A 14,091-nucleotide genomic window follows, 5' to 3' on the forward strand; every position below is an offset into this window, starting at 1 on the left:
TTCCATAATTAGTATTTCAAATAGTAAAAAAAATATTACTGAAAACTAAAATTCCCAGTAATATTTTTGATAAACATATTATATTTATACAAATCTAAAGATAGTCTCCTAATAAATTTTTAATCTACTAAAATGGTAGCCATTTTTTTATTATTATTTTGTGTAATTATCGAAATAACCTTGGATGAATATAATAGGAGTTCCCTTATCTCCACTTCCTGAAGTTAAATCAGATAATGATCCTATAAGGTCAGTGAGTCTTCTTGGAGTAGTACCTTGTGCTTCCATAGCTCCAACTAAATCTGATTCCTTATTTTTAATATATTCTGATATTGCTGTCTTAAGCTCTTCACCCTCTAAATCAGCGAAGTTATTATCAGCAAGATACTTTAATTTTATTTCATTTGGAGTACCATTTAATCCTGATGTATAAGCTGGTGAAACAACTGGGTCAGCAAGTTCCCAAATTTTACCTACTGGATCTTTGAAAGCTCCATCTCCATAAATCATAACTTCAACATCTTTTCCTGTTTTCTCTTTAAGAATAGCTTGTATATTATCAACGATAGGTTGACAGTTACGAGGGAAAAGCTTAACAGTTTCTTCTGTTGATTTGTTTGAACCTAGTAATCCATAAGCTTCATTACATCCACTTCCATCAATAGATTCGCATAATATATCATCAAGGCTATAGACTTTTTCTACACCATTTGCTTTTAAAATTTTCTTAGTTCTAAATCTTGTATGAATATCGCAAGTAAGAACGCTCTTTGTATAATTTAAGATAGTTTTAGGATTGTTTGAGAATATTACTTCACACTCAACACCATATTCTTGGATTAAAGATTTATAATAATCAATGTAATCAACACCTGTGAAAGTATGTTTATTATACCCAAATAGATTACGGAATTCTTGCTCTGTTAAAACATCTGTCCAAGGATTAACTCCTTTATCATCCAACATATCTAAGTCAACTAGATGATTTCCAACTTCATCAGATGGATAGCTTAACATTAATACTATTTTCTTAGCTTCCTTTGCTATACCACGAAGGCAGATTGCAAAACGGTTACGACTTAAGATAGGGAATATTACCCCAATAGTATCGTCACCAAATTTAGATTTAACATCTTTAGCTATATTATCTATAGAAGCATAATTTCCTTGAGCACGTGCAACTACTGATTCAGTTACAGTAACTATATCTTTATCATTTATAGTAAAGCCCTCAACTTCTGAAGCTTTAAGTACACTTTCAACAACTATATCCTCGATTTTATCGCCTTCTTTAACGATTGGGCAACGAAGTCCCCTAACAACTGTACCAATAACTCTTTCCAAAATAATCTCTCCCAACAAATTAAATTTATTTTCAAATATCTTGTACTATTGTAATATACATCAAGAAATGATATAAGTAAAATAAATAGAACGAATACATGGTATAAGGGGGGCTTATATGGTTACTAAATTAGATTTATATAAGGTGTTTTGTCAGGTAGGAAAGAGTAAAAGCTTTTCAAAGGCATCAAAGGAGCTTTACATGACACAGCCAGCAGTGAGTCAATCTATAATTCAATTAGAAAGAGAATTAGATGTTAGACTTTTTAATAGAACACCTAAGGGAGTATCTTTAACTAATGAAGGAAATCTTTTATTTGAATATGTAAATTCAGCAATTAATTTGATTAATGCTGGAGAAGAAAAAATATTAGAATTTAAAGATTTAACTGTGGGAGAGTTAAAGATTGGGGTAGGGGATACTATATCTAAGTATTTTATACTTCCATATTTAGAACTTTTTCATAATAGATATCCTAATATTAAGTTTAAGATTATAAATGGAACTACCTTAGAACTTTGTGCTCGAGTTAAGTCAGGAGAAATTAATATTGCAATTTGTAATTTTCCGCTTGATGATAATTCATTAGAATTAAGACCTTGTAGAGAGGTTAGAGATATTTTTGTTTGTGGAGATAAGTATAAGGATTTATTAACGGAGAAAATTTTATTAGAAGAAATAGTAAAATATCCTTTAATATTCCTAGAGCCTAATTCAAATTCAAGAAAGTATGTAGAAAAGTTCATGATATCCAAAGGTATAAAAATTTCTCCAGAGTTTGAACTTGGATCTTTTGATCTATTATTGGAGTTTGCAAAGATTAATTTAGGAATCGCTTGTGTAGTAAAGGAGTTTTCAAAGGATTATTTAGAAAAGGGATTATTGTATGAGGTTAATACTTTAGAAGAAATACCAAGTAGAAGTATTGGTGTTTGCTATTTAAAGGATGTTCCACTTTCATTGGCCTCTGCAAAGTTTGTTGAAATATTATCATCCGCCAACTCTTCATTGAATGATAGTATATAACACAGGTGTTGATTTAAAGTGCTATTACAATTGATTTTGCTACTTTACAATAAACCATCATACTATTTTATAGGAGTGTGAGTATATGAGAAATGATTGTAAATATAGGTACACTTTAAAAGATTTTTTAATATAAAATATTGGACTTTAATAGTTGCAAGTATAGGTGGTATTTTAGTCGGGATTACTCAAAAATATTTTGGAGAATACCAAAATATATGGACCAAAAGCTAGAAGAGTTTAAGAAAAATAAAAGAGTAGAGTATAAATCGTAAAAATATTCTATTATAAATTCTTTGACAATATTATTCTTTGGTGCAAGTGTTGGACCAGAGGCTGCACTATCAGGTATTGTAGGAGGAATGATCACCTTTATTGGAGATAAAATGAAAGAACGATTTAAGAAAATGAATGTTGTTAACCAGCATCCAGATGAGATAATAGTATGCAGTATGCAAGTTAGTGTAGGACTTATGTTTAGAGCACCTTTATTTGGATTATATACATTAAGTGAAAAAAGTTCAGAAAATATACATATAATAAAGCACATAAAAGTAATTGTTTATACTGTAACAACAATAGCCAGTTTTTTAGTATTTATGTTATCATCAAAATTTGATAATAGACCTTCATTTATAGTTAAATTTGGACAAAGTAATATTGGGTTTAAAGAGATTATTTGGTTTGTACCATTAATTATTATAGGTATGCTATTTGCATATATATACAAAATGTATGCTTTAGTACTAAATGGAATATTAAAGCCTATTGAAAATAAAAAAATACTAAAGGGAATAATTGAAGGATTAGGAACTATCTATCCTTGGATATTATTTTCTGGAGAACATGAATTAAGATCATTAGTTGTTGAGTGGAATAATATACCTATTTATATGCTGATTTTATTATAAATAGTAAAACTTTTGTTGACAGAAATATGTTTATCAATAGGGCATAGGGGTGGACATATATTTCCTTTTATATTTTCTGGAAGTTGCCTAGCTTATGGATTGTCTAAGTTATTTTCTATAGATCCAGTTTTTTGTTTGTCTATAATAGTTACAGGTCTTGCAAGTAAGGCTACAGCTATAGGTAAAATGATTAATAATATTGAAATTAAAGTATTAAAAAATAAATCGTAGATTCTATTGCTGGGATTAGTCTCTACCACTCAAATTCACGAAAAGCTCATACTGGTAAAGTGTGAGATTTTTATATTTATTCATCTACATTATAGTGGAGATATGAATTGCTACCACAAGCAGATTTTCGACTTTAATATGAGTATTTCTGAAAGAGTTTAGCCTAAACCTGTACTCTTTAAAAAATCAAATAGAGACTAAGAATAAGAAGACAAATCACATATTTCTATAAAATAAGAATAACTTATTAATAAAGCATTTTATGTGGAGGTATGTGTATGGGGTATTATGTTAAAGTAGAACCGAATGTAAAAGTTTACGTAGAGGATCTTAACCCAAATGGCAATAAAACAATAGTGTTTTTACATGGGTGGCCTGGGAATCATAATCTGTTTGAATATCAGTTTAATCAACTTCCAAAACTAGGTTATAGATGTATCGGTATAGACATGAGAGGATTTGGCAAGTCGGATAAGCCTTATGAAGGTTATGACTATGATAGATTGTCAGACGATGTTAGATGCGTGGTTAATGGCTTAAAATTAAATAATTTCATACTTGCAGGACATTCAACTGGAGGAGCTGTAGCTATTCGATACATGTCCCGTCATAATGGATACGGAGTATCCAAACTTGCTCTTTTTGCTGCTGCGGCTCCTAGTCTTATTAAACGTCCAGATTTTCCATATGGTTTAGAAGAAGAGGACGTGATTAAAATTATTGATGGAACATACAATGATCGTCCTAAAATGCTGAGTGATTTCGGTGATACTTTTTTCTTTCAGCACACAACTGAGCCATTTTCTGATTGGTTTTTACAATTAGGTTTACAAGCAGCAGGTTGGTCAACTGCAGCAATTGCAAATGATTGGATAAATGAGGTACTATTTTCTGATTTAGGAAAAATAAATGTTCCAACCTTAATTATTCATGGAATTCATGATAAAGTTGTTCCATTTTCATTAGGTAAGGTGCAAAATCAGAGTATTAGAAATTCTAGACTTGTGCCATTTGAATTCAGTGGGCACGCCTCATTCTATGATCAGCGAGATAGATTTAATGAAGAATTGGTGAAATTTATTGAAGAATAAAGTTTTATAAGTATATAAGAAAAAGATATTGGTTAAAAGTGAGACCACTGAAAAAGGGGTTACATTATCCAAGTTATAAAAAATCGTAGATTATATAATCTACGATTTTTTAGTTGTTAATTTATAATAGGCATCTATAAATTTATTTGAGGTAGGTATAATATGATTCAAAAACAGCAGTCTATGATTTTAAGTCCATATATGAAGATTTATGATTTAGTAGTTTTTTATATTTGAAGAAATTGTGTTTAAGAATTCAGATAGCTTTAGTCAAATATCACTTCAAAAATAGTTGTACATACAACTAAAAAATAATATAATTAAGGAATGGTCAATGGTTGCTCATACAACTAAATTAAAAGATATCCACTTAGGAGGACAAAATGGAAATCAAAAGTAAGGAACCTATAGGTAAATATATATCTGGAATTTATAGAAAAGGAAATTCTTTTATAAGTAAAGAAGTCGCAAAATATGGATTAGGATATGGGCAAGTAATGTTTTTGATACAACTTTATAAAAAAGATGGAATTAGTCAAGAAGAACTATCACAAAACCTAAGTATAGATAAGGGAACTACCTGTAGAGCAGTAAAAAAACTTGTAGAACAAGGATTTTTAACTAGAGAAAGAGACGAACATGATAAAAGAGCTTATAAATTATATTTAACAGATAAATCAAAAGAAATAAAAGATGAAGTGTTTCAATTGTTATACCAATGGGAAGAAAGTATTACTACAACTATTTCTCAAGAAGAAGTGGAAGTTTTACGTAACTTACTTAAAAAAGTTTGTATAAATCAAAATATATAGGAGAGATTAAATGAAAGATAATCAACAAGTTTTAGGCACGGAGACTGTAGGAAAGTTATTATTGAAATATTCTTTACCAGCCATAATTGGTATGATGGTAAATGGGCTATATAACGTAGTGGATAGAATATTTATAGGAAATATACCAGGAGTAGGTCCACTTGCCATAACAGGTTTAGGAGTTACTATGCCAATTATGACAATAATAATGGCTTTTGGGATGCTTGTGAGTGTGGGCTCTGCAACAAATATTTCTATAAAACTTGGTCAAGGTAAAAAGGAAGAGGCAGAAAAGATAATTGGAAACTCTTTAACTTTATCAATAGTGATAGGTTTAACTATAACAGCTATTGGACTAATATTTGGTAATCAAATATTACAATTATTTGGAGCAAGTACAGATAGTTTACCTTATGCAAAAGCTTATATAGACATAATTTTACTTGGGACAGTATTTAATTTAATGGCATTTTCTTTTAACAATATAATTAGGGGAGATGGAAATCCAAAGCTTTCTGCAACTATAATGGTTGTTGGATGTGCTACTAATATAGTATTAGATGGTTTATTTATATTTGTGTTCAAAATGGGAATACAAGGAGCAGCTGTGGCTACTATAATTTCTCAAAGTATAACAGCTTTATGGGGACTATCTTATTATTTAAAAGGTAAATCAAATTTAAAACTTAGAAAAGCTAATTTAAAATTAGATACGTATTTAATAAAAATGATATTTGCCATAGGTGCAGCTCCTTTTTCAATGCAAATAGCTGCAAGTTGTGTGCAAATTATATGTAACAATGCTTTAAAAACTCATGGTGGAGATTTAGCTATAGGTGCTATGGCTACTATAAACTCAATAATCATGTTAGTTGGTATGCCGATTGTAGGTATAAGTCAAGGTGCTCAGCCTATAATTGGATTTAATTACGGTGCAAAAAGATTTGATAGAGCTGATGAAGCCTTAAAACTTTGTTCAATGGCAGCTACTATAGGATTAGGTATAGGTTGGTTAATAGTTATGTTTGTACCAGAGCCAATTGTTAGTTTGTTTAATAGTGATATTAATCTTGTTAATATATCAGTAGATGGTATTAGAAAATATTTAATTATGATGCCACTTATAGGTGTGTCTATGATAGGTTCAAATTACTTCCAATCAATTGGTAAAGCTAAACAAGCTATGTTTTTAAGTTTACTTAGACAGGTAATCTTACTAGTGCCGATGATGCTTATTTTACCTAATATTTTAGGTTTAAACGGTGTTTGGTTTGCTCAACCTATTGCAGATGTGATTTCTTTTGTGTTAACTGGAGTGTTATTAGTGAGAGAAGTTAAAACTCATAAGTTACTAGTGGAAGAACCGCTAGAAAAAGAAGTTCTTTCAGCATAAATATAAATAAAATATTAAATTTAATTACGACAAAAAGTTAAAACTTAAAATATATTTATAGAAAAATAAAAAGGAGTACTCTTATGACTAAAACTAAAGAAGAAAGAATTGCAAATATAGTAGCTGATATAGAAGGCTGGGAAGTTAAAAAAGATGATACAGAATCATATTTAGAAGTTGAGTGTGGAGAGTTTCTATTAGAGATGGACTTATGTGATATACCAAGTCTTGAAACACTAACAAAAGAAGAATTAGCAACAATCATATTTAATAAATACTTAGACAATAAATAATGTGATTAATATATAAAAAGACCTGTAATTGACTTATTACAGGTCTTTTTATATATAATATTTTATTATTCACAAATTTATAAAGTATTATCTGTACATAGACTTTTATATTCTTTAACAGTCATATTTTCATATTTCTTAAACACTTTACTAAAATAACTACTTTCATTATATCCAAGCTTAAATGCTACATCTACAATACTGTCTTTATTAAAATAAAAATATGTTTTAGCTAAATGGATTTTTTTCATATGTAGGTATTCTGTAACACTAATACCAAATTGTTCTCTAAATATTCTACTTAGATAACCTTGACTTATATTGCAAGATTTTACTATGGAACTTAGATTAATTTCTTCATGAATGTGCTCGTCTATATAAATAAAAACATTTTTTAGAATAGAATAGCGTTTTATGCTATTTTGTTTAAATATGAAATCAAATACTTTAAAGATCCAAATTTCAGTAGACTTAGAATTTTGTAAAATATTTGAACTCAAAGGAAACTTAGTTCTAATAGAGTTAAATATATTTATATCAAAGCCTTGATCCAATAAAATATTTTGTACATTAATCTTAAAGGATTCATTTACTGTAGCAATATTTTTTTTGCTGTATTTATATACTTTATCAGAAACTTGATTTATATTTAGGTAAAAATCATTATAATTTTTATTTTCTATAGATTTAATCAATTCTTCAAAGGGATTAAAATAAGACAAATCTTCTTTTTTACCAGCAAATGAATTTAATATATTATTTATAATCATATGGTTTAATGGCTTTTCAATAATATCTTGTATAGCATTATTTCCCTTACTTTTTAATAAATTTTTAGCCTGAAAAGATGAAATTACATATATGGATGTATGTGGGAACGATTGGTTGATGAATTGGCTAGTCTCTATACAATTAATACCAGAAATATGAGAGCCTAAAAAAAGAATGTCAATAGGATTTTTGCTATATTCTTCTAAAACATCTTCATAAGTATTTACAATATTAATAACTTCAAAGTTGCTATTCTTTGAAATTTTAATACTTAAAGCCTCACACATAAGGATATCGTTATCTGCAATTAAAACTTTATACAAAATCAATCAGCCCCTTTTATGTTTATTTCCATATAAATTTATATTCTCTGCCTTTTAGTTTATCTATACTTACTGCAAACTCAAATTTATCACCGTAGATACTTTTCAATTTCTTTATTGAACTATCTATACCTAGTTTTATGTAATAGCCTTCGTGTTTATCTTCATAATCTTCAAAATGTATAAAAAGTTCTTCATCTGTAAGTCCTGGACCATTATCACATATAGTAATTGTAGTTTCATTATTTTCAAATGTGCCTATTATGTTGATAGAACCACCATTTTTATTTAGTAAAATACCGTTATATAAGGCATTTTCAATAAAAGGAAATAGTATTTTTGTCGGCACTTTTTTAAATGTTACCTTATTATCAATATTTATAGAATATATAAGTTTTTCATTATATTTTATTTTTTGTAGTGCCAAATAATTTTCAATATTTTTCAACTCATCATTTAGGGTAGCAAAAGGCTCTATAACTTGATGTGTATATTTAATATACTCTGACAATGAATAGAGTGCAGATTCAGTATTAGGCGCTTTTTCTATTATTGAGAGATTAGTAAGTAGCGCAATCAGGTCTAAAAGAGCGTATACATTTGTAGTTGATTTTAGCTCATTTAGTTCGTATGTTGCCTTACTTAAATCTTTTTTTAAATTATTGTTTAACTCTTTAATCTCCATAAGTTTAGAAGTTGAAATTTTTTGGTTTATCTGTTTTGAAAGTAAATTTTCCCCCAGTTGGTTTACTACAAGTTGAACAAGATCAGCAATGCTTCTTAATTTTTTATAAGGAAATATTGGAATCTCATTAAATAAATCCTTAAAGCTATTAGAAAAATTATCAAACTCTTTGTTAGGCATTACAGCTCTAAGATCACAAATTTCATTAGGAGCATCATTGCAGCGAATTTGTCCACCTATAAATCCGCCTAAATAGTGACCATGAATAATAATTGGTATAGCGACTTCTGTTAAGCCACATGGACAAAAATATACATTAGGTTTTTGTGTAACTGATGCTTGAATAGAACCAAATGCATCTGAAGATTTACATCTTTGCAATCCAAGAGGACTATTTCTTATATTCTTACAAAACTCTGAAAAGCTAGTTTCATCAGTAATAGTATCACCTTTGAAGTCTACAGTAACAAAAGCCAAACCCGTGGTATTTGAAAGAATTGTTTGTATTTGCTCAAGTTTTTCCCGTCCGAAAAGGTGTATAATATCTAGCTTATCGAGTAAAACCTTTTCATTGACTGGATCTGAAAAATCGTCATCATATAACATTTTAATTTGATTAGTTAACAAATTTTTATCCATTTTATCAGTCCTTAGTAAATATTTATAAAAGTAGAATAGTGACTCCCCCTACCTTTAAGCTAAATTATATCATATGTGACATTTTTTAACAATTGAATGTAATTGAGCATTATAGCTGAAAAGCCAGATGTAAATTACAAACCTGTAAATGTAAAATTATGACTGTTTCAATGTATAAATAAGTATTGTTAATGGTTTGAATATTACCTTAAATAGACGCCGTAAACACATGAGATTGAAATACTAATAAACTATAATGAATGAAATGATATTGAATTATGATGATTTATCCATATTTATATAACATATTTTCAAATTAAGGAGGTATATTGTGAAAATTTTAATGATAGCAGGTGATTTTACAGAAGATTATGAGTTAATGGTACCTTATCAAGCGCTACAAGTAGTAGGACTAGAAGTTGATGTGGTATGTCCTGACAAAAATAAGGGAGATATTGTGAAAACAGCTATCCATGATTTTGAAGGATATCAGACTTATACAGAAAAAGTAGGACATAACTTTATTTTGAATGCTTCTTTTCAAAATATAAAACTACATGAGTATGATGGATTGTTTATAACAGGGGGGCGATCACCAGAGTATTTGAGAATGGATAGTAGGATAATTGATATAGTTCATTATTTTATGGATTTAGAAAAACCTATAGCGTCAATTTGCCATGGAGTACAGATTTTAACAGCAGCTGATGTTATTAGAGGATTAGATGTAACTGGATATTATTCTTTAGAACCAGAAGTTAAGTCAGCAGGTGGGAATTTTATAAAAAAAGAAGCACATGAGGCAGTTATATGTAGAAATTTAGTAACTTCTCCAGCATGGCCTGGAAATATAGAAATACTAAAAGGTTTCTTAAAACTACTAAAAAGACAAAATTAATACAAATTTTGTATCACATAAAAAATAATAAATAAAAATATTAGTTTTAAAATTACATATTTTAAGTTTTTAAAATATTTATAGATTTTACTGTCTATGAGATAGAATGCAATTAGAAATAAAAAAACTTTTTAACATTTACTTAGACAAATTATGAGGAGGATATTTATGATAGGAAGAGGTTTTACACAACCAACAGAACGTATAAAAAGATTAAAGAACGCTATTATTAATGCAATACCATATGTAGAGTCAGAAAGAGCTTTATTAGTAACAGAATCATATAAGGAAACAGAAGGATTATCTCCAATAATGAGACGTGCTAAAGCTGCTGAACATATATTTAATAATTTACCAGTAACAATTCATGAAGATGAGCTTGTTGTAGGTGCAATTACTAAAAACTTACGTTCAACAGAACTTTGCCCAGAGTTTTCATATGAGTGGGTTGCTAAAGAGTTTGAAACAATGGGTACAAGAATAGCAGATCCATTCCAAATACCTAAAGAAACAGCAAAAGAACTTGAGGGTGCCTTTGAATATTGGAAAGGTAAAACAACAAGTGAATTAGCTGATTCATATATGTCTCAAGATACAAAAGATTGTATAGCTAATGGTGTATTTACTGTTGGGAACTATTTCTACGGTGGTGTTGGCCATGTTTGTGTAGACTATGGAAAAGTTTTAAATATAGGTTTCTCTGGAATAATAGAGGAAGTTAAACAAGCATTAGAAAAAATGGATACAACTGATCCTGAATATATAAAGAAAAGAAATTTCTATGATGCAGTAATTATAACATATAAGGCTGCAATAAATTTTGCTCATCGTTATGCTGATAAAGCTAGAGAGATGGCAGCAAGTTGTGCAGATCCAATAAGAAAAGCTGAATTACTTAAAATAGCATCAAACTGTGATAGAGTTCCAGAAAACGGAGCAACAAACTTTTACGAAGCTTGTCAATCATTCTGGTTTGTTCAAATATTACTTCAAATAGAAGCAAATGGTCACTCAATTTCTCCAGGTCGTTTTGACCAATATATGTATCCTTTCTTAGAAATGGATAAAGAGATATCTAAAGAAAGTGCTCAAGAACTAGTAGATTGTATATGGGTAAAATTAAATGATGTAAATAAAACTCGTGATGAAGTTTCAGCTCAAGCATTTGCTGGATATGCAGTTTTCCAAAACCTTATAGTAGGTGGACAAAATGAAGAAGGTATGGATGTTACAAATGATGTTTCTTACATGTGCATGGAAGCAGTTGCTCATGTACAATTACCAGCTCCATCATTCTCAATACGTGTTCATCAAAATACACCAGATGAGTTCCTTTATAGAGCTTGCGAGGTAACACGTTTAGGATTAGGAGTACCTGCAATGTACAATGATGAGGTTATAATACCTGCACTTTGTAATAGAGGAGTATCACTTGCTGATGCTAGAAACTATTGCATAATAGGTTGTGTTGAACCTCAAACTCCACACAAAACTGAAGGATGGCATGATGCTGCATTCTTTAATATAGCAAAAATATTAGAAATAACTCTTCACAACGGTAAAGTTGGAGATAAACAACTTGGGCCTGTTACTGGTGATGTAACAACATTTACATCAATAGATCAATTATTTGAAGCCTACAAAAAGCAAATGGAATACTTCATATATCACTTAGTAGAAGCTGATAACTGTGTAGATTTAGCTCATGCAGAAAGAGCTCCATTACCATTCCTTTCAGCTTTAGTTGATGACTGTATAGGTAGAGGTAAGAGTGTTCAAGAAGGTGGAGCAATCTATAACTTTACAGGACCACAAGCATTTGGAGTAGCTGATAGTGGTGATTCAATGTATGCAATTAAGAAGCACGTATTTGATAATAAAGAAGTTACTATGTCTGACCTTATGGAAGCTTTAGATAATAACTTTGGATATGGTGTAGATGCTCAAGCTTGTGGCGATACAGCAACTAGTGATGATGAAGCTAAAATATATGAAGCTGTTAAGCGTATATTAAGTAGTATGGGTACATCAAATGCTATAGATATAGCAGATATGCAAAAAACAATAACAAATGAGTTAGCTTGTGGAGTATCTAATGATGGTGTTTCTAAATATGCTGATATAAAGAGAATAATGGAAAATACAACTTGGTATGGTAATGATGAAGATGAAGTTGACTTATTAGCTAGAAAATGTGGTCAAATATATTCTCATGAAGTTGAAAAATATACAAATCCTCGTGGAGGAGTATTCCAGGCAGGTTGCTACCCAGTTTCTGCCAATGTATTATTTGGTAAAGATGTAGCAGCACTACCAGATGGTAGATTAGCAAAACAACCTTTAGCTGATGGGGTTTCTCCAAGACAAGGTAAAGACGTAAATGGTCCAACAGCAGCTGCAATGTCTGTTGCCAAATTAGATCATGAAAATTATTCAAATGGAACACTTTATAATCAAAAATTCTTACCTTCAGCATTAGCAGGAGACGAAGGGCTTAAGAGATTCGCTTCAATAGTAAGATCATATTTTGATCATAAAGGTATGCATGTTCAATTTAATGTAATAGATAAAGCAAAACTTATAGAAGCTCAAAAGAATCCAGAAGAACATAAAGATTTAGTTGTACGTGTTGCTGGGTATAGTGCTCAATTTACTGTATTAGCTAAAGAAGTTCAAGATGACATCATTAGCCGTACAGAGCAAAATTTATAGAAATTAATAGATAAACAAGAGAGTGAAGGGAGTCGTTATGGATTCAATTAATTATAATATGACAGGAACTGTATTCGATATGCAGAGATTTTCCTTACATGATGGTCCCGGTATTCGTACAATTGTATTCCTTAAGGGTTGCCCTTTACACTGTAGATGGTGCAGTAATCCTGAAAGTCAAAACAATAGCCCTATTGTAATGTATAAAAAAAGTGATTGCTTTAAATGTGGTAGATGTATTTCAGTTTGTAAAGTTGGAGCAATAAGTTTTGACAATGAAACTCATATTGATAGGGAGAAATGTACGGGTTGTGGAGAGTGTACAAATGTTTGCCCATCAGGTGCATTAGTTTTAAAAGGAAAAACAATGACCATACAACAAGCAATAAAAGAGTTGAAAAAAGATGCAACTATATTTAGAAGATCTAATGGAGGTGTTACTCTTTCTGGAGGAGAACCTCTTGTTCAACATGAATTTGCATCGCAACTATTATTAGCTTGTAAAAGTCAGGGATGGAGTACAGCCATTGAAACAACAGGATTTGGTAGTTCAGAAGCTATTGAAAAAGTTATACCATATGTGGATACAGTTTTATTAGATATAAAACATATAGATCCATATACTCATAAAAAATTTACTGGTATATCTAATGAGGTAATTTTGAAAAATGCTAAACGTATTTCTCAAATTACCAAAACTGTTGTTAGAGTTCCTATAATACCTGGATTTAATTACTCTTATAAAGATATTGAGGATATTGCCAAGTTTGTGAAAACTCTTAATAACGTAGATACAATACATCTTTTACCATATCATACTTTTGGTGAAAACAAATACGATCTTTTAGGAATAGAGTATACACTCGATGGACTTAAAAGATTAAGCAAAGAAGATTTAAATGAGCATAAGAAAATAGTAGAAAGCTATGGTATTAAATGTATCATAGGCGGATAGTTAAAA

Annotated in this window: 13 protein-coding genes; 10 read left to right on the forward strand and 3 right to left on the reverse strand. The window is 29.8% G+C overall.

What is annotated here, in order from left to right:
* Positions 1–153: 153 nt before the first annotated feature.
* Complete coding sequence (locus tag NSA58_RS01205) at positions 154–1,344, reverse strand: coenzyme F420-0:L-glutamate ligase (RefSeq protein ID WP_074429586.1); 1,191 nt, start codon at positions 1,342–1,344, stop codon at positions 154–156.
* Between the two features lie 118 nt (positions 1,345–1,462).
* Between NSA58_RS01205 and NSA58_RS01210 the strand changes: the two genes are divergently transcribed.
* The 7 genes from NSA58_RS01210 to NSA58_RS01240 all read left to right on the forward strand — a co-directional run bounded on the left by NSA58_RS01210 (position 1,463) and on the right by NSA58_RS01240 (position 7,102).
* On the forward strand, positions 1,463–2,371 hold the full coding sequence (locus NSA58_RS01210; protein ID WP_039679516.1) for a LysR family transcriptional regulator: 909 nt from the start codon (positions 1,463–1,465) through the stop codon (positions 2,369–2,371).
* Positions 2,372–2,667: 296 nt separating this feature from the next.
* Positions 2,668–3,282, forward strand: coding sequence for a chloride channel protein (locus NSA58_RS01215; RefSeq protein WP_074429587.1), 615 nt, complete (start codon positions 2,668–2,670; stop codon positions 3,280–3,282).
* A 15-nt stretch (positions 3,283–3,297) separates the two neighbouring features.
* Positions 3,298–3,513, forward strand: a complete 216-nt coding sequence (locus NSA58_RS01220) for a hypothetical protein (RefSeq protein ID WP_074429588.1) — start codon at positions 3,298–3,300, stop codon at positions 3,511–3,513.
* 278 nt (positions 3,514–3,791) lie between these two features.
* Positions 3,792–4,604, forward strand: coding sequence for an alpha/beta fold hydrolase (locus NSA58_RS01225; RefSeq protein ID WP_074429589.1), 813 nt, complete (start codon positions 3,792–3,794; stop codon positions 4,602–4,604).
* Between the two features lie 383 nt (positions 4,605–4,987).
* Positions 4,988–5,416 carry a MarR family winged helix-turn-helix transcriptional regulator gene (locus NSA58_RS01230; protein ID WP_039679517.1) on the forward strand — a complete coding sequence of 143 codons (429 nt, stop codon included), beginning with the start codon at positions 4,988–4,990 and terminating at the stop codon, positions 5,414–5,416.
* Positions 5,417–5,426: 10 nt separating this feature from the next.
* A complete protein-coding gene (locus NSA58_RS01235; protein ID WP_074429590.1) occupies positions 5,427–6,809 on the forward strand; it encodes an MATE family efflux transporter in 1,383 nt (460 codons plus the stop codon).
* Between the two features lie 83 nt (positions 6,810–6,892).
* A complete protein-coding gene (locus NSA58_RS01240; RefSeq protein ID WP_074080168.1) occupies positions 6,893–7,102 on the forward strand; it encodes a hypothetical protein in 210 nt (69 codons plus the stop codon).
* 77 nt (positions 7,103–7,179) lie between these two features.
* Here the strand turns inward: NSA58_RS01240 and NSA58_RS01245 are convergent, their stop codons facing one another.
* Both NSA58_RS01245 and NSA58_RS01250 read right to left on the reverse strand, forming a co-directional pair.
* Positions 7,180–8,196 carry an AraC family transcriptional regulator gene (locus tag NSA58_RS01245; protein ID WP_074429591.1) on the reverse strand — a complete coding sequence of 339 codons (1,017 nt, stop codon included), beginning with the start codon at positions 8,194–8,196 and terminating at the stop codon, positions 7,180–7,182.
* A 22-nt stretch (positions 8,197–8,218) separates the two neighbouring features.
* Entirely contained in the window at positions 8,219–9,520 is a 1,302-nt protein-coding gene (locus NSA58_RS01250) for a PocR ligand-binding domain-containing protein (RefSeq protein ID WP_079764768.1), read from the reverse strand.
* Positions 9,521–9,851: 331 nt separating this feature from the next.
* On the opposite strand from NSA58_RS01250, the gene NSA58_RS01255 reads away from it, so the two are divergent.
* The 3 genes from NSA58_RS01255 (at position 9,852) to NSA58_RS01265 (ending at position 14,085) form a co-directional block, all read left to right on the forward strand.
* Entirely contained in the window at positions 9,852–10,418 is a 567-nt protein-coding gene (locus tag NSA58_RS01255; RefSeq protein WP_330376060.1) for a DJ-1/PfpI family protein, read from the forward strand.
* 168 nt (positions 10,419–10,586) lie between these two features.
* The gene (locus NSA58_RS01260) at positions 10,587–13,130 is read left to right on the forward strand and encodes a glycyl radical protein (RefSeq protein ID WP_074429592.1); all 2,544 of its coding nucleotides are present in this window, start codon (positions 10,587–10,589) and stop codon (positions 13,128–13,130) included.
* A 37-nt stretch (positions 13,131–13,167) separates the two neighbouring features.
* Positions 13,168–14,085: a glycyl-radical enzyme activating protein gene (locus tag NSA58_RS01265; RefSeq protein WP_074080251.1), complete on the forward strand. Its 918-nt coding sequence runs from the start codon at positions 13,168–13,170 to the stop codon at positions 14,083–14,085.
* Positions 14,086–14,091: the final 6 nt, after the last annotated feature.

This window comes from Terrisporobacter muris (assembly GCF_024621905.1).
Taxonomy (GTDB): Bacteria; Bacillota; Clostridia; order Peptostreptococcales; family Peptostreptococcaceae; genus Terrisporobacter; species Terrisporobacter muris.

What these genes read in the sequence shown, in the direction of transcription:
- NSA58_RS01210 (WP_039679516.1), top strand. Translation starts at nt 1,463, where the DNA reads ATGGTTACTAAATTAGATTTATATAAGGTGTTTTGTCAGGTAGGAAAG.
- NSA58_RS01225 (WP_074429589.1), top strand. Translation starts at nt 3,792, where the DNA reads ATGGGGTATTATGTTAAAGTAGAACCGAATGTAAAAGTTTACGTAGAG.
- NSA58_RS01230 (WP_039679517.1), top strand. Translation starts at nt 4,988, where the DNA reads ATGGAAATCAAAAGTAAGGAACCTATAGGTAAATATATATCTGGAATT.
- NSA58_RS01235 (WP_074429590.1), top strand. Translation starts at nt 5,427, where the DNA reads ATGAAAGATAATCAACAAGTTTTAGGCACGGAGACTGTAGGAAAGTTA.
- NSA58_RS01240 (WP_074080168.1), top strand. Translation starts at nt 6,893, where the DNA reads ATGACTAAAACTAAAGAAGAAAGAATTGCAAATATAGTAGCTGATATA.
- NSA58_RS01250 (WP_079764768.1), bottom strand. Translation starts at nt 9,520, where the DNA reads ATGGATAAAAATTTGTTAACTAATCAAATTAAAATGTTATATGATGAC.
- NSA58_RS01260 (WP_074429592.1), top strand. Translation starts at nt 10,587, where the DNA reads ATGATAGGAAGAGGTTTTACACAACCAACAGAACGTATAAAAAGATTA.
- NSA58_RS01265 (WP_074080251.1), top strand. Translation starts at nt 13,168, where the DNA reads ATGGATTCAATTAATTATAATATGACAGGAACTGTATTCGATATGCAG.